The following is a 19332-nucleotide window of genomic DNA, read 5'->3' as shown; positions in this document are numbered from 1 at the left end:
GAGATGTCATGCAGAGACATATTCAACATCTAGAAGGCTCAGACCACAGTTTTCGTAGTGCTGGTTTTAGTAGTCACCATCGTATTGAGTATCAAAAAACTGGATCTATTGATTCAAATTCCATCCCCTCAAAATGTGGGAAAGTGTATTTAATTGGCGCTGGGCCAAACGATCCAGAGCTACTGACGGTGAAAGCGCTCAAAAAGATCCAACAAGCAGAAGTGATTGTCTTTGACCGATTAGTGAATCGAGACATTCTGGATTTCTCAAGTGCTAACTGTCAGCATATTTATGTCGGTAAGCGATGTGGTCAACCAAGCCTAAAACAACAAGAGATCAGTCAGATTTTGGTGGAGTTTGCCAAGTTAGGGAAGCGAGTCGTCAGGCTAAAAGGTGGGGATCCATTTATTTTCGGTAGAGGTGGTGAAGAAGGCATAACATTGGCGAAGCACAATATCGAGTTCGAAGTGATCCCAGGCATAACAGCGGCAATAGGCTGCGCGGCCTCAGCAAAGATTCCGTTAACTCACCGAGAATTGGCAAGAAGCGTTACGTTTGTCACAGGCCAAGTGGTAACAGGAGCATTACCCGCTTGGGCCCAGTTAGTCGGGGCCGGTCAGACATTAGTCTTTTATATGGGGTTAGAGAAGGCGGAGGATATACAAAAGGGCTTGATTGAACATGGACTCAGTGAAAACTTCCCACTTGCTGTGATTACTCATGGGTGTAGTCGCCAACAGAAGGTGCATATTTCTTCCTTAGAGATGCTTACTTCAAAAGCAAACGAGCTAAAAGGCGTCAGTCCAGCATTGATTATCTTAGGCGAAGTAGTCACACTGCGAGAAGAACTAGAAAAGACCGTCGAGTCAGTTATTTCTCAAGAGGTAGTATGAGCACAATTTTGGAATGTATTCGCACGGTAGGCCGTGGTGAGCGTGGACGAAAGCCCCTCACGTTTGACCAAGCTTATCAGGTCATGGATGAATATCTTGATGGTCACAGTGGTGATGATCAGATGGCGATGTTGCTGATGCTTATTCGCGTTCAAAACGAAACCAAACAGGAAATTGCAGGGTTTGTTAAAGCCTTCCAATCACGTGTACCTAATTTAGGTGCCGATATAGACTGGCCTTGTTACGCAGGTAAACGACAAAATGCAGGGCAACCTTGGCATTTATTAGCGGCCAAGATTCTAGCTGACAGTGGTTATAAAGTACTGCTACATGGCTATCACGATCGACCAGCTGGGCGCCTGCACGCAGAAGATTATTTAGATAAGCTCAATGTAGAGCAGGCTGATTCACCGGAGCATGCTCAACAACTTCTTGAGCAAAAGGGTATTGCTTACTTGCCACTAAAACACTTTGCGCCTCAAGCAGAGACAATGATTGGTTGGAAGAATCGCTATGGCTTGCGTACACCTATCAATACGGTTGTAAGAGCGCTAAATCCCGGTGGAGCCAAGCTTGGCTTACGAGGAAGTTTTCACCCAGGATTCCAGCAATTACATGCTGACATTGAGAGTGAGGTGGGTTTAACTCGTCATGCGGTTGTATCGTTCAAGGGGCAATCGGGTGAAGCTGAATACAACCCTAAGGTAAGCCAAACAGTCTGGGTAAGCACACCAAGAGGTGTTGAGTCCCACTATTGGACAGAACGTATGCTGACGGATATCCCATTACCAGAGAACTGTGTGTTTGGCACCTCAGAAGAAAACTTGAACATGATGGCTAACACGGTTGTATCGACAATCGCGGCGACACTCTTTGCAGAATTGAATGACCTTGAGCGTTCATTTGAAAAAGCTTACACATTGTGGGCTGACTACTGCCGTTAATCGATAACATATCACCTTTCTTTATCTTGGCACATTCCTTGTTATGTCTCTTACTAAGTCGAGAGAAAACAAGGAATGTACATGTATAACAAACTCTCCCCAACACCTGTCATTGTATGCAGTGATCGCAGTGAAGAACTCAGTCGATTAACCGTTGAACTAACTCAAGAATTTTCTAATGTTCAGAGTTGTCGCCTTGCCAACTTAGAGTCTGTCTTAGATGGCGAGGCGGGTGCTCACGTTGTTGTCGGTTGGCTTCAACCAAGCGCAGAGCTTCGGCTTATCATCAATCTTTGTCGAGAAAAAAAACATCCATTATTGGTTGTGCTGAAGCAACTCAACTCTAATGATATTAATCGCTTACCAGAAAAAATGGACTATGTTCTTCTACCTGTAGATTCCGAGTTCTCTTTATCTCCTTGGGTAAGACATGCCTACCTAACTCGTCAGTCCGTCATCGCGTTAGAAGGTGAAATAGAGCAACTTACGACTCGATTGGATGAAAGAAAGTTGATTGAAAAAGCCAAAGGGTTATTGATGAAAATGCATCAAGTGGATGAAGATGCGGCGTACAAAGCGATGAGAAAGTCAGCGATGCAATCGAGTCAAAGCTTAGCTCAAGTCGCTAGAAATTTGCTGCAGACCTTAGAAGCGTTGAAATAGATGAGTAATACTTTGGGGTTAGATAAAAAATTCCGCAATGGTGCGCGATGCACTAATAACAAGCAGCTTTGATGACGCTTGATGCTTATTTTTGTCTAACTTTATGATTTATAAGTATTAAATAAGTTGGCATGTAACTTGGAATAGTGATACTAACAATCTGTTAAATCTTAATCTGACATTATCAACGGCGGTAATGATAGGATGCAAAGGCGCTACGACTCCCCGGAGGCGTGGCGCTTTTTCAATTGGAGAAAATCTATGAAATGGACGTCAATGTTTAAAAAAAGCCTGTTCGCAGCTGTGCTCGCTACAGCAGTTACCATACCTATTGCCCACGCTGAGTTGGGAGAGCCAGAACTAGAAGATCTTAAATTTGGTTTCATTAAGCTCACAGATATGGCGCCACTTGCCGTAGCGTACGAGAAGGGCTTTTTCGAAGATGAAGGGCTTTATGTCACCTTGGAAGCCCAAGCCAATTGGAAAGTACTACTAGATCGCGTTATTGATGGTGAGCTTGATGGTGCACATATGTTATCAGGGCAGCCATTAGGTGCGACGATTGGTATTGGTACTAAAGCAGAAGTGATCACTGCATTCAGTATGGATCTCAACGGCAATGCAATCACGGTATCAAATAAAACATGGCAGCAAATGAAGCCACATATTCCTACACAGCAAGATGGCAAAGTTGTTCGACCAATTAAAGCTGACGCGCTTAAGCCAGTTGTAGAAAGTTATCTTGATGAAGGTAAGCCCTTCAATATGGGAATGGTATTTCCAGTTTCGACACATAACTATGAGCTGCGTTACTGGTTGGCTGCAGGAGGCATCCACCCTGGTTATTACGCCCCTCAAGTAGGAGATAACAGTGGTCAGGTGAACGCAGATGTTTTACTAAGCGTAACACCTCCGCCGCAAATGCCTGCAACCATGGAAGCGGGTACCATCGAGGGATACTGTGTTGGCGAACCGTGGAACCAACAAGCGGTATTTAAAGGCATCGGTGCTCCAGTGGTGACGGACTATGAGATTTGGAAAAACAACCCAGAGAAAGTATTTGGCGTATCAAAAGCGTGGGCAGAAAAGTATCCAAACACTCATATTCGTGTGGTTAAGGCACTCATACGCGCAGCGCACTGGCTTGATGAAAACGACAACGCTAACCGTGTAGAAGCATCAAAATTATTGGCGAAGAGTGAATATGTCGGAGCAGACTTTGAAGTCATCGCTAACTCAATGACGGGTACCTTTGAGTATGAAAAAGGTGACGTTCGAGAAGTGCCTGATTTTAATGTGTTCTTTCGCCACAACGCCACTTACCCATACTACAGTGATGCAATTTGGTATTTAACTCAAATGCGCCGTTGGGGACAAATATCTGAAGAAAAATCAGATGATTGGTACATGGACATTGCCAAGGAAGTGTATCGTCCTGACATCTACCAGCAAGCTGCAGAAGCCTTGATTGAAGACGGTGTTTTAAGTGGAAAGGATTTCCCAGACTTTTCTAATGAAGATGGCTTTCGTGCCCCACAAAAACATTTCATTGACGACATTGTCTACGATGGTCGAACACCGAACGCATATATAGAAAAATTTGCTATTGGCTTGAAAGGAAAAGAAAAAGTCTAACAAAGGAGCAAGACTCAAATTGAAAATAACAAGGATGTATAGGAGTTAATATGCCGAGCAATGTGATATCTCTTGTCCCGAGCAGGACACTTGTGGCGAATAAGAGCAAAGTTATTCTACTACCAATGATTGGTATCTTGATGTTCTTGATGATGTGGCATCTTAGCGCACGTCAGGTACAAACATCTTTAGGTACACTTCCAGGTCCCGCTCAAACCTACCAGCAGTTTAGTAACTTGGTCGTTGAGCATTGGGAGGAAAGAGAAAAAGAAGTCGCCTTTATAGAGCGCCAAGAGAAACGAAATGCTGCGAAGTTGGCGAAAGACCCAAACGCAAAGGTGAAAATTAGGCCATATACCGGTAAACCGACCTTTTTTGACCAGATTGTTACGAGTCTGATTACGGTAGCGAGTGGCTTCTTACTAGCGACCGCGATCGCCATTCCTTTAGGAATAGTTCTAGGGCTAAATCAAGGGGTATACCAAGCGTTCAACCCGGTGATTCAACTACTTAAACCTGTCTCGCCGCTCGCGTGGTTGCCGATTGTCACTATGGTGGTGAGTGCGACTTATGTCAGTGATGATCCTATGTTCGCTAAGTCATTTATTAACTCATTGCTGACTGTTGCGCTATGTAGCCTATGGCCAACACTGATCAACACGGCAGTAGGAGTGACGAGCGTTGATAAAGATCTGATTAATGTCAGCAGAGTTTTGCAACTTTCATGGTGGCAGCACATACGAGTGATTGTTTTACCTTCAGCCATTCCAATGATCTTTACCGGATTAAGATTATCTTTAGGCATTGCTTGGATGGTGCTGATAGCCGCCGAGATGCTGGCACAAAACCCAGGGTTAGGGAAGTTTGTGTGGGATGAATTTCAGAACGGCAGTTCAGCCTCATTGGGCCGAATTATGGTTGCCGTGATAACTATCGGCTTTATCGGTCTACTGCTTGATCGCGGCATGTTGCAGCTTCAAAAGTGGTTATCTTGGAACAAACAGCAGGCATTGCGATAAAAGGAGTTTCCTATGTCTAAACCATTACTTGATTTAACTCAGCTTGGGATGAGGTTCCCAACGCCAAATGGCGAATTTATCGCACTAAAGAATGTGAATCTTCAGATCAATAAAGGCGAATTTATCTCTCTCATCGGTCATTCTGGTTGTGGCAAGTCTACAGTGCTCAACCTCGTGGCAGGTTTACATTTGCCTACAGATGGAGGTGTCATTGTTGATGGGCGAGAAGTGAGTGGGCCGGGGCCAGAGCGTGCTGTCGTGTTTCAAAACCATTCATTGTTGCCGTGGCTAACGGTCTATCAAAATGTAGAACTCGCGGTGAAACAAGTCGTGAATAAATATGTGGGTGAGCAAGATCGTAAAGAGTGGATCAAAGAGCAAGTTGAGCATTACTTACAGTTGATTCAAATGATGCATTCAGCAGATAAAAAGCCGGATGAAATTTCTGGAGGTATGAAGCAGCGTGTCGGTATTGCGAGAGCACTGGCTTTACGACCGAAAGTTCTACTGATGGACGAACCATTTGGTGCACTTGATGCGTTAACACGTGCACACTTACAAGACTCGTTAATGAAGATCCAAGCTGACCTTAATAATACGGTGATTATGATTACCCATGATGTCGACGAGGCGGTGTTGCTGTCAGACAAGATCGTCATGATGACCAACAGCCCCGCAGCGACGATTGGTGAAGTGCTTTCAATTGATCTACCAAGGCCGAGGAATCGAGTCGATCTCGCTGACGACCCACAATATCAAAAATATCGCCAAGCGGTATTACGCTTCTTGTATGAGAAGCAGTCCAAAGCAACTAGTCCAAGCAGAGCTACAGAGCCAAAAGAGCTCGACGTGTCCGCTAAAAGTGCCTGAGGAGATATCACTATGGAACATATTGTAATTGTTGGTAACGGCATGGTGGGTCACCAGTTAGTTGCACAGCTTGTCGAACGAGGCGCACACCTAGAAAAAAAGATAACCGTGATTGGTGAAGAACGTTTTATTGCCTATGACCGTGTTCAGTTGTCTGCTCTGTTTTCTGGAAAAAGTCGCCAAGATCTGATGCTTAGTAGTGAGGAATGGTACAGCAAGCATGGCATAGACCTTCTGTTGAGCCGTAAAGTGACCGACATTGATCGTGAAAGTAAATGCTTGGCACTTGAGGGGGAATCTACGCTTGAGTATGACCAATTGGTTTTGGCTACCGGCTCTTATCCTTTTGTGCCACCGATTGAAGGTAACGACCGAGACAACATTTTTGTTTATCGCACGCTTGATGACTTGGAAGAAATTAGAACAGCTTGCCAGGGAGCAAAAACTGGCGCAGTGATTGGAGGGGGACTCCTCGGCTTAGAGGCGGCTAATGCACTGAAGTTATTGGGGGTTGAGACTCATGTTGTCGAATTTGCGCCACGTTTAATGCCTGTTCAACTTGATGATATCGCTGGCAATGTATTGAAAGAAAAGATCGAAGCACTAGGGTTGACCGTCCATACATCCACAGCCACTGAGAAAATTTGTGATGGAGAGCGAGCCAAGCATCGAATGGTGCTCAAGGATGCCGATCCCCTTGAAGTTGATGTCATTGTATTCTCGGCCGGAATTAGGCCGCAAGATGCACTCGCGAAGCAAGCTTCACTTAGCGTTGGTGAACGTGGGGGGATCATCATTGATGACCAATGTAAAACCAATGACGATAGCATTTACGCGATTGGGGAATGTGCGTTATGGCAAGAGCAGATCTTTGGTCTTGTGGCACCGGGCTACACAATGGCGCGTGTGGTTGCTGACTCGTTACTAGGCAGGGCCAATGCTGGTTTTACTGGCGCAGACATGAGCACCAAACTTAAGCTTCTAGGTGTAGATGTCGCATCAATTGGTGATGCGCACAAAACGACAGAAGGCGCTCAAGAGATGATCTTGCAAGATGCGGTTGCAGGCATCTATAAAAAGTTGGTCGTCGATAAGTCAGGAACTCAACTCCTTGGCGCAATTCTAGTTGGTGATAACTCTGACTACGATGCTCTGTTGCAATGTTATCTAAATGAAACTCCGCTTCCCGATCACGCTGCTAATCTGCTTTTTGATACCGGCATGCTTCAAGGGGAGATGACAGACAGTACCATGATTTGTTCATGTCATAACGTAACAAAAGGTGATTTGGTGAGTGTGATTCAGGCAGGAGCACATGACTTAGAATCACTAAAATCTCAGACAAAAGCTGGGACGGGGTGTGGTGGTTGTAGCAATATGGTGAAAACTGTCTTGGATGCTGAGTTGAGCGCTATGGGCGTAGAGGTCAACAATAACATCTGTGAGCACTTTGAACTGTCACGTCAAGAGCTATTCCATATCTGCCAAGTTGAAGAGATCAAAGACTTCGACACATTAATTGCGAAACATGGTAAAGGACACGGTTGTGATTTATGTAAGCCAACCGCAGCTTCTGTTTTTGCTTCACTGTGGAATGAACACATTATGGAGCCACAACATAGTTCATTACAGGACTCGAACGACGCCTTTATGGCTAACCTGCAGAAAGATGGTTCATATTCGGTTGTTCCTAGGATCGCTGGTGGTGAAATTACGCCAGATAAATTGATTGCCCTGGGTCAGATAGCGAAACAACATGACCTCTATACCAAGATAACGGGTGGTCAACGAGTGGATCTGTTCGGTGCTCAGGTGGAGCAATTACCAGAGATATGGCAATCGCTAATCGATGCAGGATTCGAAACTGGGCACGCTTATGGCAAGTCATTGAGAACGGTGAAGTCATGTGTTGGCTCTACTTGGTGTCGTTACGGTGTTGATGATTCAGTAGGATTAGCCATAGAGCTAGAAAATCGCTACAAAGGTTTAAGGGCACCACATAAGATCAAGTTTGCTGTTTCAGGCTGTACCCGAGAGTGTGCTGAGGCACAAAGTAAAGACATTGGTGTAATAGCGACAGAAAATGGCTGGAACTTATACGTGTGCGGAAATGGCGGTATGAAGCCAAGACACGCAGATTTAATTGCGTCAGATCTATCAAAAGCCGAGTTGGTAGCTTTGATTGACCGAGTCTTAATGTTCTACGTGCGCACTGCTGACCGTTTACAGCGAACGTCTGTTTGGATGGAAAACCTCGACGGGGGGCTTGAGTACCTTAAGCAAGTTGTTATCGATGACTCACTGAGTATTAATCACTCTTTAGAGCAACAGATGCAACATGTGGTCGATACCTATCAGTGCGAATGGAAGAGTACACTCGAGACTCCAGATAAGCTCGATAGGTTTAAGCCATTTATTAACGTAAACAATACAAGCCAAGCGATGCCTTATCAACGTATACGTGGGCAGCGTATCCCTGCTAAGGAGGTATTCTGATGGAAACTTTGGTACATGAAAAAATTTGCCGATTAAGCGAATTAGCTCCTTATCAAGGCCGCAGTGCAATGATAGATGGTGAGCAGGTTGCCTTGTTTTATATCCCGTCAGCCGGAGTATTTGCTGTACAAAACTGGGACCCAATTGGACAAGCGTTTGTCTTGAGTAGAGGTATTGTTGGTGACGTCAAAGGCCGTCTGTGTGTTGCTTCGCCACTCTATAAACAACATTTTTGTCTTGAATCGGGGCAGTGCATCGAAAATGAAGACGTGAGGTTAAAGGTTTATCCGGTGGTCATTGAAGGAGAGGATATCATTATTACACTGAATTGATGCCTATAAAACCAACGTATAGTTTAGATGTTAGGCGTGTAGGTTGGGTTTTTAACCAATTGAACTCAAAAAAGAAATTTATTGGTTGACCCCACGTTTTTATCCGTTAAAGTACACCTCGTTCTCACGGCAATGCTGTGTAGAATGATGGTGTGCCATCGCTTTAATGCGTTGCCCTGGTGGTGGAATTGGTAGACACAAGGGATTTAAAATCCCTCGGCGTTCGCGCTGTGCCGGTTCAAGTCCGGCCCGGGGCACCATCTCATTTTAGCTCTTCGAGCAACATCAATTGTGGCGCCTTGGCAGAGTGGCTATGCAGCGGATTGCAAATCCGTGGACCTCGGTTCGATTCCGGGAGGCGCCTCCATTCGATAATCAAAATCCAACTCTTTGTTTTTACGCTGAACACGGACTGCTTTTCGATGCCATTTCATGCTGCCTCATAGGCATGACATCAATCGTTGCCTTAACATGATCCCAGTCAGTTTGTTTGCCCCAACGTAATTTTTCGCTACCGTCTTTGCCAATTAATACCGCGGTATGACTGCCAGATTTTACCTCGTATACCTCAAACAGCGCTGTTAGATTAAACTCATGTTTTACCCATATGGGATCAGTAAATCCATCTTCTGTGACGACAAGAGTAATCAAATCGCGATCTTGAAGTTCGCATTCGTTTATCAATGCTTCCAATAAAAAACGTTTCACATGGTCGTCGTTAGTTGGAGCGAAATAGATCACACTACGATGGCTCCAGTGCGCTGAGTGAGCAGGGTAAGCCCAAGCCGATGAACTGAACAGCAGCACAATACCGAGTAGTAAAACTGAACGCATAACGTAATTCCCCTCATTAAGAATCGTTGTCCTTACATGTTCTACGTTAAGTGTAGATGGTAAGCTCACTTATCAGTAAATCGATAAGGGAAGGGCAGATGAACACATTAATAAGTGAACGGCTGAAACTAAGGATGGTGGCGCAAGACGACGCCGAGTTCATTTTAGAGCTATACAACACTGATGATTTTCTAAGGTTTATTGGGGATAAAAATCTACGTTGCCTGCAAGACGCGAAGGATTACATCCAAGATAAAATATTGGCCATGCATGCTGAACATGGGGTTTGTTTGATGTTGGTTGAACATCGAGAAACCAATGAAAAGTTTGGTGTCTGTGGCCTGATCAAACGACCTGAACTCTCTGCGTATGATATTGGCTATGGTTTTAAACCTTCTGCTTACGGCTTAGGTTATGGTTATGAAGCTGGTCAGGCAGTGGTGGATTATGCCTCGAAACAGTCACATATCGATGAACTGGTGGCGATTACAACGTCGGATAATAATGCAAGCCAAGCGCTGTTAACTAAGCTCGGCTTTACCTATGTCAAAGTTCAGGAGGTTATAAGTGATACAGTAGACTTGTTGTTATACCAAATGAGTTTGAACAGTGAGTGAAACGATTATTTCTGACATCCTAGAAGGACCACTTCGAACCGAATTTAAAACGGTGAGTGCTATGGTTGCCATATACTGCCATGCTCACCACGGGACGAAAAAGGGGCTGTGTGAACAATGCAAAATTCTACTAGAGTACGCAGAAACCCGTTTAGATCGCTGCCCGTATGGGCAAGAAAAACCGACTTGTAATAAGTGCCCAATTCATTGCTATAAACCAATTGAAAAAGAGCTCATGCGTCAAGTGATGCGTTTCTCTGGGCCGAGAATGTTGCTGCCTCATCCTATTCTTGCAATGCGTCATCTTTTACATGAACGGAAAGCGGTCCCTGAAAAACCGAAGCTGCATATGTCAAACCGACACCTTAGGAAGCAGAAGAAATAGGGTCTGTATCGATAATAGAAACATCAAGTTTACTCAGACGCTCAGTAAGGCTTTGCTGATCAAGTAAGTGGATAGAACCTCGGCTTACGCTGATTTCACCACTCGCCTCTAACATCTTTAACACCTCATTAAGCCGTGGGCGAGAGATCCCCGCCATAATGCTCAATTGTTTCTGAGAGGCATGAACTGCGCTCACACTGCCTTGGACTTGATTGGCATACTTGGCAATTTCTAGCAGAGTGTAGATTACGCGGACTTCTCTATCATGTAACGAAACCGCTTGGGCTGTCAGCCATTGGTGTTGGCTCTGTAATGAGCCGTAATAGAGCCATTTGAAGATATTCGGATCTTTCTCAGCAAGCTGCTCAATTTTATCTTTGGCAAAGAAAATGATCTCAATAGGCTCAACTTGCTCGATGTTAGCAAGCACGCGTATCACATGATTGATTACGCTCGCGCCCAGCCAGTTACCTGTACCAAAGATTGCGGCGTTCATGGTGTTAGTATGCTCGGAGCTAAAACCGATACCAGCAATGCCACGTTTTATGTACATCACACCATTTAGTTGACGTCCTTGCGTAGTCACCGGGCCGAGTTGCTGTATTCGTGTTGCGTTCAGGACAATGGCTTCTTTAGTTGTGCTTGGTAATTCACATGGCCACTTAATTAGATCCTGTAGACTATCCACACTTGTTCCTTGTCAGTTTATTCGAAGTAAGTGTATACCCCGTGGTAGCTGAGGAGCAACGAAATAGGGCGTTTTTATCGTTGTTTGGCTCTATTGAGTGACTAAACTGTGCTGAATAAAGTCATTTGAGCTCATTGGTTTGTTGAAATAGTAACCTTGTAAGATGTCGCAACCTAATTTAGCCATCATCTTTGCTTGGACTCGGGTCTCAATTCCCTCGGCAACTAGCTTAAGGTCCAAACTTTTTCCTAGGCTTATCATGCATTGGAGAGCTGAAAAATGTTTAGGGCTTTCGGCCATCCGAGAAACGTAAAGGCGATCAATTTTCAGTTCGCTAAACGGGCTGTTAATGAGCTGACAAATAGACGAATAACCAGTGCCAAAATCATCAATAGAAATGGTGATCCCACGCATTCTTAACCGAGCCATATTGTCCAGAGCACGGCCTAGATTATGGGTAATTTCCACCTCTGTTACTTCTAACGTGAGTTTATTTGCTGGGAATCGCGCCTGTTCAATGGCTTGCAACACTTTGTCAGCAAAGTCTTGATGCTCCATATCGGATGGAGAAACGTTTATCGCGATTTGTATCTTATGCCCAAGGCGGTGCCACTCTGCTGCGGATTCAAGGCTGACGCGTAACATCTTGCAGCTTAACGCGTAGCTTAATCCCCCTTCAAACACTGTCGGCAGAAATTTGTCAGGTGTCAGTAGGCCAAGATTATGGTGATTCCAACGAACTAATGCTTCAGCGCCGATTAGTTTGTGGGTTTGTGAGCAATAATGTCCTTGGAAATAAGGTTCAAACTCATCGCGCAGTAAGGCGTGTCTGACTTCTTGAGCAGTGATCTCACTGGATTGTGTCGAGCTTGTACCAAGAGAGGTAGGCTCTTGAATATTTTGAAGGGCATCTGATAAAGCCGCTTTACTGATCGGCTTCGGTAGCTTAGTTATCGATTCGATACCGTAAGAGTGCGCCATATCAATAACAGAGTCTTGCACATCATTTGAGACACTACTCGTAAGAATAAACGTGGTGGTCAAATTCTCTTCGGCGAAATGGCGGATAAACTCCACGCCATCCATATCCGGCATATACAAATCACAGAATATGAGGTTAGGCTTAGATTGTTTCATTGCCTCAAAAGCCTCACGTCCATTTTTTGCAACCACAATCTTAGCTGAGGTTAAGCTTGCTAGTAATCGATTGAGAATAGTCGCATGAAACGGATCATCTTCAATGATCAATATATCTCGTAATTCCATAAATTATACGCTTGTTGGGGCTGTTTCTTTGAGTTCTTTAAAATCAAGTTGAGACGCTAAGGTATCGCAGATTTTTATATATGCTTGCGATTTAGACTGTGGGCTACCTTTAAGGTGCTCTTTGCATATCATAGCTATTTTGGCGACTTGAACGCGGGTCCACGCTGGTGGCCAAGACCGTGTCAGTACTTCTAACATCAGCAAACATATCTCACTGTCAATAGTGTTGGTCTTTATTGCTTTGCTGAGTAGTATCGCTGCTTTATCGAAGTGCTGCTGGGCTTGATACTGTTTGGTGCGCTCTTTGATCTTTTCTAAATGAATTTCACCTTGCTCACACTTTGTGCGGTATTGCTGAAAGTAGCTAGCAAAACCGTTCTGAGCGGCTTTGTTTGGGTAAGAATCGAGCAGAGTCACCACGTCTTCTACCGCCTGTTTGTAGGTAGTGTCGTCATGTGCAGCAAAAGCGGCTTTCGCCAACTCGATACTCTCAAATAAGCTTGGTTGGTAGTCCTCGCTTTCCTTTTTATGCCTCATGTAGCTGTCGAAGTATTGACGAGACTTGTGGAAATCACTCTTTATCTTGAATACGCGGCTTAGAATCAGCAACTCAAACCCTTTGTACTGTTCACGTGTGTATAGCTGACGCCACTGCTCAATCAGCTTTGCTACAGAGCCAATGTGAGACTCTCGCTGTGAAGGTGAATCGAACAAGGCGAGATCAAGCTGAATAGAAGCTTGAAGTAAATAGTAATCTACCGATTCTCTAAACGAGTTGCGTGATTCAGTTTGTAGAGCTTTAAGGCTTGCAGTTGCGCTAATAAGATCAAATAGCGCAAGTTGAGTTGAAACTCTCACCTCATGGCGTTCATGACGCTTGGGAGAGATGCTGATCGCTGACTCAATTTCTTCTTGTGCTGAATCAAACTGATGTTGAGCTGTGTAGATTTCGGCGCACAAATCAAACGCACGGGCACTCCTAAGAGGATCTTTTTTCACTTGAGATGCAAGAAATAGCGCTTGTTTATATTGCCTCTGCAAAAAGGTAATGCGCGCGAGCTCTAACTGAACCGTTGAGTTATCACTTGAGCCTTTTAGATTAATAAGCACATTACGAGACTCATCGTAGCGTTCAAGTTCAGCGAGAGCTTTTGCTTTGATAAGTTGGCTTTTTACGATGATGTCTTCATCTTTGTAAAATGTCTCATCGACATGAGAGATCGCAGCTTCGTAGTGCTTGTTGCCATAGACTGTTAACAGATCAGAAAGGTGGCGTTTTTTAGCAGAAAACTGGGGGAGCCGAGTTTGTAAAGTCGCGTAGTTTAAAGGCTTCAGCAAATAGCCGTCAGGCTCTAACTCCATAAAGCCTCTCACAACTTCGGGTGTTCCGTCCCCGGTGACAATGATCATGACACAATCTGGGCATAACAGTTGCTTATGTTGAAGTTCGTCAATCAGCTGGTAGCCATTGGCTTTTTTACCTAAGTTATAGTCGAACAAAACCAATGCGTAGTTGTTGGCCCTACACTTGTCTTTAGCTTCAGACGCATCCTGCGCGAAATCTATTCTTTGGATTGGGTAACCCAATCTCTGTAGCATTCCTTTTGCTGCGGTTCTGTACATAGGGCTATCATCGACGATTAACACAGGTCGATTAGAATCAATAGTTCCAACTAGCATTGCTTTTCAACACCTCAACATGGTTTACCGTCTATTATTTTCTATTTTTATACGGAAGTCTGTTCCCTAAAGAACAGAAACCTGACACTTAGCGCAATATACTGGATTGCGTATTGTTATTTCTAGAGTGTCACATTGTGAAAATTACTGTTTTTGCTAAGTTCGCTAAAAGTTTGGTTCTGTGTGGATTCTTAATGTGTATTGCTACGACTGCTTCCGCTGAGCAGAAGAGGATTACCGTTGGGTTACCTAGCCAACCACATATCGAGACTGACATGGCGCCTGTTCAGGGACTTCATAAGCTCCGTACGTTCATGGAGCGATATTGGAAAGTCTGGGGGAATACCTATGGCTATGACGTTGATTTTGTTTATGCGCCATACACTGAATTAGGCCGCTTACTGGTGAACGAACAAGTTGATGTTCTAGCGGTATCGGCTGTCATGCCAGATGTTTCCCAAGCCTTGTTTAGTGTTCCATACGCATATGTAAGTGGCGCTTTGTATGAACGTATCGGTGATCATATCAAAGGCCGACCGACAGCAATTTCGTTGCCTTATGGTCTCTACCCGGAAAACTATAACCACTCTCAAGTCGCTGTTTATCATGGTAGCGAGAATGCTGAGGCTATCGCTCAAGCGCCGAGGGTCAATTTCATCTACTCATGGGGGAGAGCCGAACTAGAACAAGGCATGTTGCAAAGTGCAGTAGGTAATGACTTTGTTCTTGCTCACAAAACTCGAGGAGTACCGCTTCGCTTTAAAGTAGCTTCGGATCGCTTGGCGTTAATGGTTGATATCAACCAAGGTATTCGGACGATTTCTTCTGGTCTAATTGAAGAGCTGTGGAACTCAATTGATTCTTCACAAGAAGTAGGCGTTGAGCTTGCCATTGGTGACTACTATCAAAAAGTGTCCCCAGAGCAAGAACTTGAGCTAATTAAGAAACCGATACTCTCGTACGCTTATATTGAACGTGGCGAGGAGCCTTATTTTATTGGAGATGGCTTTGAACTTCAGGGTTACACTGTTGACGTCCTCAATGAAATTTCCTCACGTATTGGTATTACATTTGTTGGTAAACCATACCGTTCCTTCCAAGAAGCTTTAGACGCAGCGAGCAGCGGTGAAGTCGATATCTTCCCGGGTGTTTATCGAACCAAAGAGCGCTTAGAGAACCTAGCGTTTACTAAAGATATCGATCGGGCCTCGATGGCAATCATTAGTGAGGAAGATTATCACTCGATAAAGGAGCTTGAAGGACTGCGTATCGCTTTAGTTCGTGGGTTGCATGAAAATGACATCGTTGCGAATATCATACCGAGCAACCCTATTATCTATTTGGATACCGCAGAAGAAGCGATCGAAGCCGTTGCTCAAGGCCGAGCGGACGCGTTTGTTGGTAAGTTACTGAATAGTATTTATCTTGTTGATAAGCATAAATTCTACAGTCTGAAAGTGCATAGTGCGCTTGATGTAGAAGATGAGTTGTGGCCGCGAATTGCGATAGAAAAAGGCAGAGAGGAGTTGATCGACCTGCTTAACTTAGGCATCTACGCATTAGGGGACACTTTCCAGCATGAACTTGGCAATAAGTGGCGTCGCACTCTAGAAGACAACTACCAAGAGATTCAAAAAAACCAACTGTATCGACGCTCTTTGTACCTAGGTATTAGCCTAAGCATTTTGTTGTTTATTGGATTTATTGTTTACCGAAACCAGCTTGCTCGTCGTTCGAAGATTCAAAGTTCATTAGAGGCAGCATTATTTGAAGCAGAAGAGGCAAAACGTCAGGCGGAAAATATGGCCCTTGCCAAGTCTGACTTTTTAGCTCGAATGAGCCATGAGATCAGAACGCCGATGAACGGTGTCTTAGGTATGGCAGAAGCGCTCTCATTCACGCAGTTAGACAAAGAACAAACTGATTTGCTGCAGACACTAAATGGCTCAGCACGTAATTTAATGGCATTACTCAATGATGTACTCGATTTCTCTAAGATGGATGCTGGAAAGTTGACTCTAGAGAATGTGGAATGCGAGCTAGATTCTTTGGTCACAGGGGTGATCAGTAACTTCAAGCACAAAGCGAAAGCCAAAGGGTTAGTACTGACCTGTCGCATCGACCCGCAGCTAAACTCGCTTTACTCTTGTGACTCAACTCGACTGATGCAAGTACTTAACAACCTTGTGTCTAACTCAGTGAAATTTACCGAGCAAGGTTATGTTGAAGTGACGGCTCAGTTGATAGCGAAAGATTACTTAGCAGGTATAGAAAACTCGAACAGAGACTTGATCAGTTTGCAGGTTAGGGACAGCGGTATAGGTATTCCCGCTGATAAGTTGAGATCGTTGTTCGACCCGTTTGTTCAAGCCGATGGAGATATTACCCGTCGTTTTGGTGGCACAGGGCTAGGTCTAAGTATTAGTAAAGAGATCATTGATGGTATGGGCGGCGAAATAAAAGTCAGCTCAGTCGTTGGGCACGGCAGTTTGTTCAATATCATGCTGCCAGTAAAAAGTGCTAAACATCAGAATGTAGAGGTAACGAAGGAAACTCGGCTAACTGTAGGGAACAGCAATCGTGATTTGAGCGCGTTGAGAGTGTTATTTGCGGAAGATAATGAAGTTAACCGTAAAGTAATAGGCGGGCAGCTTAAACGCTTAGGTGTACAGTTTGATGTGGCTGAAAATGGCTTGGTCGCATGGAATAAGTTTGAGCAAGACCCTAGCTACGACATAGTACTGTCTGATTGCCATATGCCTGAAATGGATGGTTTTACGCTGGCAGGAAAGATTAATGAGACATATAAAGAGCGCAAGCCGTTTATGATTGCAATCACAGCCGATGCGTTAAGCGGTGCGGCGAAACGCTGTTTATCTGCTGGGTTTGATGACTATATCTCTAAACCTTGCCCAATCGATATTTTAGAAACCAAACTTAGCCAAGCTGTTGATAGCGACAAACCCAAAGAAGTCGTGGTTATGGATGAAGCGCCTAGCCTTGGTAACCAAGAAGAAAGTGATGATCTAAGTTGGTTGGATGAGTTTGATTCAGTAATCCCTCAACCTGGTGTTAATGACTTAACCTTCGATCTTGATTGGCTTGAGGAATCTCCACAAACGGCGAAACCGGAAGTGGCTGATGGGCCTCTAGAAAGCCTACTTGCAGAATTAGAAGATTTAGGGACGGTCCAAAGTTCCGACGAGAACAGCATTGAACCAGCCCCTAGCACGTCGAGTAGCCTGGTTTTTCCTGACTATGATTCCTTCAACGAACATATTGTGATCGATATGAGTGGAGGGGATATCGACATCGCCAAAGAGATATTAGATACCTTCTTGGCCAACTACCAAAATGATTTAAAAGAATTGGTTGAAAGTGGATTGTCTGGAGATAACGCTTGGTTGAAAGATGTCGCTCATCGAATCAAAGGTAGCGCACTCTACTTAGGCAATGAAGCGATCGCAACAGTGGCTAAAGAGCTAGAAAAAGCGAGTGAGGCGGGGAATATGGAACATGCAGCTGAAAGAGTGACATTCATTGAGCAGCATTTACAAATCCTTGCGAGTGAAATTGAAATGTACTGTGAAACACTATGACGAAACGGTATTCAATTGACAAAGCGATGCGTTACAGTATCGCCTTTCTTGCCTTAGTTATTGCCGTCGTTGCAGGATTGGCAGCGAGTATGTCGATCGCCGAAGAGCGTCAGTTCTGGAAAACAGAGATTACCAGTAACTATCGCCACTATATTGCTACGTTGGTTAGGCAGGAGTTTACCTCGCTTCGTGACATTGTTGATGATGCCGCCCAGACTCTCGCTTCTTACGAACGGCCTCAAACGGAATACGAGTTTGAAGCAAAGTTAACCAACCAATATCTCCACAATAAAAATTTGTCTGGGGCGTTAATCTTAGATATTGACGGCAACGAAGTCTTCTCTAAAACAGTGATTGCTTCGCGAGTGTTCAATTTGATGAAGGAACGTTTTGTTTCGGTTAGTGGAATCCCTTTTGAGAGTCGTGAAGACTTTGGGATGGTGTTTGTTGAAGGGCGAATCTTTCTTTACTCGACTCGAGTTGTGCAGAGTTTGCAAAGCAAACAGGGTAACGTAACCATGTTTGCTGAGGTTACGTCCGAAATGTTGGCTAAACACAGTCAGGCGATAGGGCTAAACTTTGATATTCAGTACACTTCAGCAAGTCATCGCGTGGTAAAGGTCAGCTACGCCAACGGTATCGATATCAACATTATATCAACGACAGAATCCTCTTCTAGCTTAAAGGTTGAGTATCAAGTGACCTTTAGCGGCGGTATCTTGCAGCCTGCAAGTTTTGTACTGTATGTGCCTATGAGTAAGCCTATGCTCGACCAGTGGGTTCTACCGGTTAGTATCTTGTTCTTTGTTTTGGCTGCAGTGCTAGGGATCTGGATAATTATCCGCCAAATACTGATTCAACCATCTTTAGATTTTGCTCAACTTATTACTCGAGAGCCAAACCAAGAAGAAATCGAACGTATTGAAAAGAAGCTTCCTTTGGAGTTAGAGCGCGTTTACAGCCAGTTTAAAGAGCTCTACGAAGACATTGAAAGGCAACGTCGTTTTAGTGACTTATTGGTAGAGGCGATAGGCGATGCGATTATTACCGTGAACTGGGATGGAGAAATTGACTATATCAACCCAGCTGCGGTCAATTGGATTGGGTTTTCTGAAGTGGAACTCGTTGGTTCTCCTTTAGAAATGTACATTTCTACACGAAATGATGCGAGTTCGGGGGTTGCTAGCTGGATTTATCAAACGAATATGTACAAACGTCGGATTGAAACCAAAGCGAAATTGACAGTGTTAGGTAATGTGAGTCAATGTTTTGATACTGATGTGATTTGTCAGCCGATAGACCTAAAGCAAACGGTGAATAGCTCGACAGCGGTGATCGTTATTCGTGTGAATAAGGTCCATGAATGTGACTATCGAACCAAAGGTTGCTAAATGAATAGAGGCACATCTAG

At 44.3% G+C, this 19332-nt stretch carries 16 protein-coding genes and 2 tRNA genes; 14 read left to right on the top strand and 4 right to left on the bottom strand.

All coding sequences use genetic code 11. The features are described 5' to 3' along the window. Nucleotides 1–8 precede the first annotated feature (8 nt). The 10 genes from cobA (at nt 9) to AAFX28_RS01805 (ending at nt 9219) form a co-directional block, all read left to right on the top strand. Nucleotides 9–893, top strand: a complete 885-nt coding sequence (gene cobA / locus AAFX28_RS01850) for a uroporphyrinogen-III C-methyltransferase (protein WP_408685109.1) — start codon at nt 9–11, stop codon at nt 891–893. Then, entirely contained in the window at nt 890–1837 is a 948-nt protein-coding gene (locus AAFX28_RS01845; RefSeq protein ID WP_408685107.1) for a glycosyl transferase family protein, read from the top strand. Before cobA ends, AAFX28_RS01845 begins: the two co-directional genes overlap by 4 nt. 81 nt (nt 1838–1918) lie before the next feature. Beyond that, nucleotides 1919–2500: an ANTAR domain-containing response regulator gene (locus tag AAFX28_RS01840; protein ID WP_408685105.1), complete on the top strand. Its 582-nt coding sequence runs from the start codon at nt 1919–1921 to the stop codon at nt 2498–2500. Nucleotides 2501–2761: 261 nt separating this feature from the next. Further along, complete coding sequence (locus tag AAFX28_RS01835) at nt 2762–4135, top strand: CmpA/NrtA family ABC transporter substrate-binding protein (RefSeq protein WP_408685103.1); 1374 nt, start codon at nt 2762–2764, stop codon at nt 4133–4135. 50 nt (nt 4136–4185) lie between these two features. Next, complete coding sequence (locus AAFX28_RS01830; protein WP_408685101.1) at nt 4186–5154, top strand: ABC transporter permease; 969 nt, start codon at nt 4186–4188, stop codon at nt 5152–5154. A gap of 12 nt (nt 5155–5166) precedes the next feature. Continuing rightward, nucleotides 5167–6024 carry an ABC transporter ATP-binding protein gene (locus AAFX28_RS01825; protein ID WP_408685099.1) on the top strand — a complete coding sequence of 286 codons (858 nt, stop codon included), beginning with the start codon at nt 5167–5169 and terminating at the stop codon, nt 6022–6024. Between the two features lie 12 nt (nt 6025–6036). Further along, a complete protein-coding gene (gene nirB / locus AAFX28_RS01820) occupies nt 6037–8520 on the top strand; it encodes a nitrite reductase large subunit NirB (RefSeq protein WP_408685097.1) in 2484 nt (827 codons plus the stop codon). Then, a complete protein-coding gene (gene nirD, locus AAFX28_RS01815) occupies nt 8520–8852 on the top strand; it encodes a nitrite reductase small subunit NirD (RefSeq protein ID WP_408685095.1) in 333 nt (110 codons plus the stop codon). The genes nirB and nirD overlap by 1 nt, the downstream gene beginning before the upstream one ends. A gap of 173 nt (nt 8853–9025) precedes the next feature. Continuing rightward, a tRNA-Leu gene (locus AAFX28_RS01810) sits at nt 9026–9112 on the top strand. 33 nt (nt 9113–9145) lie between these two features. Then, a tRNA-Cys gene (locus AAFX28_RS01805) sits at nt 9146–9219 on the top strand. 29 nt (nt 9220–9248) lie between these two features. Here the strand turns inward: AAFX28_RS01805 and AAFX28_RS01800 are convergent. Next, the gene (locus AAFX28_RS01800; RefSeq protein WP_408685093.1) at nt 9249–9686 is read right to left on the bottom strand and encodes a DUF4174 domain-containing protein; all 438 of its coding nucleotides are present in this window, start codon (nt 9684–9686) and stop codon (nt 9249–9251) included. A 98-nt stretch (nt 9687–9784) separates the two neighbouring features. On the opposite strand from AAFX28_RS01800, the gene AAFX28_RS01795 reads away from it, so the two are divergent. Beyond that, nucleotides 9785–10303, top strand: a complete 519-nt coding sequence (locus AAFX28_RS01795; RefSeq protein WP_408685092.1) for a GNAT family N-acetyltransferase — start codon at nt 9785–9787, stop codon at nt 10301–10303. A gap of 7 nt (nt 10304–10310) precedes the next feature. Continuing rightward, entirely contained in the window at nt 10311–10688 is a 378-nt protein-coding gene (locus AAFX28_RS01790; protein WP_408686796.1) for a nitrous oxide-stimulated promoter family protein, read from the top strand. Here AAFX28_RS01790 and AAFX28_RS01785 read toward each other — a convergent pair. From AAFX28_RS01785 to AAFX28_RS01775, 3 genes are all read right to left on the bottom strand, one after another. Beyond that, the gene (locus AAFX28_RS01785) at nt 10669–11376 is read right to left on the bottom strand and encodes a Crp/Fnr family transcriptional regulator (protein WP_408685090.1); all 708 of its coding nucleotides are present in this window, start codon (nt 11374–11376) and stop codon (nt 10669–10671) included. The two genes, AAFX28_RS01790 and AAFX28_RS01785, sit on opposite strands and share 20 nt — an antisense overlap. Before the next feature lie 90 nt (nt 11377–11466). Then, complete coding sequence (locus tag AAFX28_RS01780) at nt 11467–12642, bottom strand: EAL domain-containing protein (RefSeq protein ID WP_408685088.1); 1176 nt, start codon at nt 12640–12642, stop codon at nt 11467–11469. Between the two features lie 3 nt (nt 12643–12645). After that, nucleotides 12646–14322, bottom strand: coding sequence for a response regulator (locus AAFX28_RS01775; RefSeq protein WP_408685086.1), 1677 nt, complete (start codon nt 14320–14322; stop codon nt 12646–12648). 137 nt (nt 14323–14459) lie between these two features. Here AAFX28_RS01775 and AAFX28_RS01770 point away from each other — a divergent pair, with 137 nt between their 5' ends. Then, the gene (locus AAFX28_RS01770; RefSeq protein WP_408685084.1) at nt 14460–17921 is read left to right on the top strand and encodes an ATP-binding protein; all 3462 of its coding nucleotides are present in this window, start codon (nt 14460–14462) and stop codon (nt 17919–17921) included. Then, complete coding sequence (locus AAFX28_RS01765) at nt 17918–19312, top strand: PAS domain-containing protein (RefSeq protein WP_408685082.1); 1395 nt, start codon at nt 17918–17920, stop codon at nt 19310–19312. The genes AAFX28_RS01770 and AAFX28_RS01765 overlap by 4 nt, the downstream gene beginning before the upstream one ends. Nucleotides 19313–19332: the final 20 nt, after the last annotated feature.

This window comes from Vibrio sp. TBV020, from assembly GCF_046056895.1.
Lineage (GTDB): Bacteria > Pseudomonadota > Gammaproteobacteria > Enterobacterales > Vibrionaceae > Vibrio.
Note: the sequence above shows the minus strand (reverse complement) of the source record. Positions and strands in the feature narration are given on the sequence as shown.

Bases quoted from the DNA above. Each gene is read 5' to 3' on its own strand.
- cobA (WP_408685109.1), top strand. From the start codon at position 9: ATGCAGAGACATATTCAACATCTAGAAGGCTCAGACCACAGTTTTCGT.
- AAFX28_RS01845 (WP_408685107.1), top strand. From the start codon at position 890: ATGAGCACAATTTTGGAATGTATTCGCACGGTAGGCCGTGGTGAGCGT.
- AAFX28_RS01840 (WP_408685105.1), top strand. From the start codon at position 1,919: ATGTATAACAAACTCTCCCCAACACCTGTCATTGTATGCAGTGATCGC.
- AAFX28_RS01835 (WP_408685103.1), top strand. From the start codon at position 2,762: ATGAAATGGACGTCAATGTTTAAAAAAAGCCTGTTCGCAGCTGTGCTC.
- AAFX28_RS01830 (WP_408685101.1), top strand. From the start codon at position 4,186: ATGCCGAGCAATGTGATATCTCTTGTCCCGAGCAGGACACTTGTGGCG.
- AAFX28_RS01825 (WP_408685099.1), top strand. From the start codon at position 5,167: ATGTCTAAACCATTACTTGATTTAACTCAGCTTGGGATGAGGTTCCCA.
- nirB (WP_408685097.1), top strand. From the start codon at position 6,037: ATGGAACATATTGTAATTGTTGGTAACGGCATGGTGGGTCACCAGTTA.
- nirD (WP_408685095.1), top strand. From the start codon at position 8,520: ATGGAAACTTTGGTACATGAAAAAATTTGCCGATTAAGCGAATTAGCT.
- AAFX28_RS01800 (WP_408685093.1), bottom strand. From the start codon at position 9,686: ATGCGTTCAGTTTTACTACTCGGTATTGTGCTGCTGTTCAGTTCATCG.
- AAFX28_RS01795 (WP_408685092.1), top strand. From the start codon at position 9,785: ATGAACACATTAATAAGTGAACGGCTGAAACTAAGGATGGTGGCGCAA.
- AAFX28_RS01780 (WP_408685088.1), bottom strand. From the start codon at position 12,642: ATGGAATTACGAGATATATTGATCATTGAAGATGATCCGTTTCATGCG.
- AAFX28_RS01775 (WP_408685086.1), bottom strand. From the start codon at position 14,322: ATGCTAGTTGGAACTATTGATTCTAATCGACCTGTGTTAATCGTCGAT.
- AAFX28_RS01765 (WP_408685082.1), top strand. From the start codon at position 17,918: ATGACGAAACGGTATTCAATTGACAAAGCGATGCGTTACAGTATCGCC.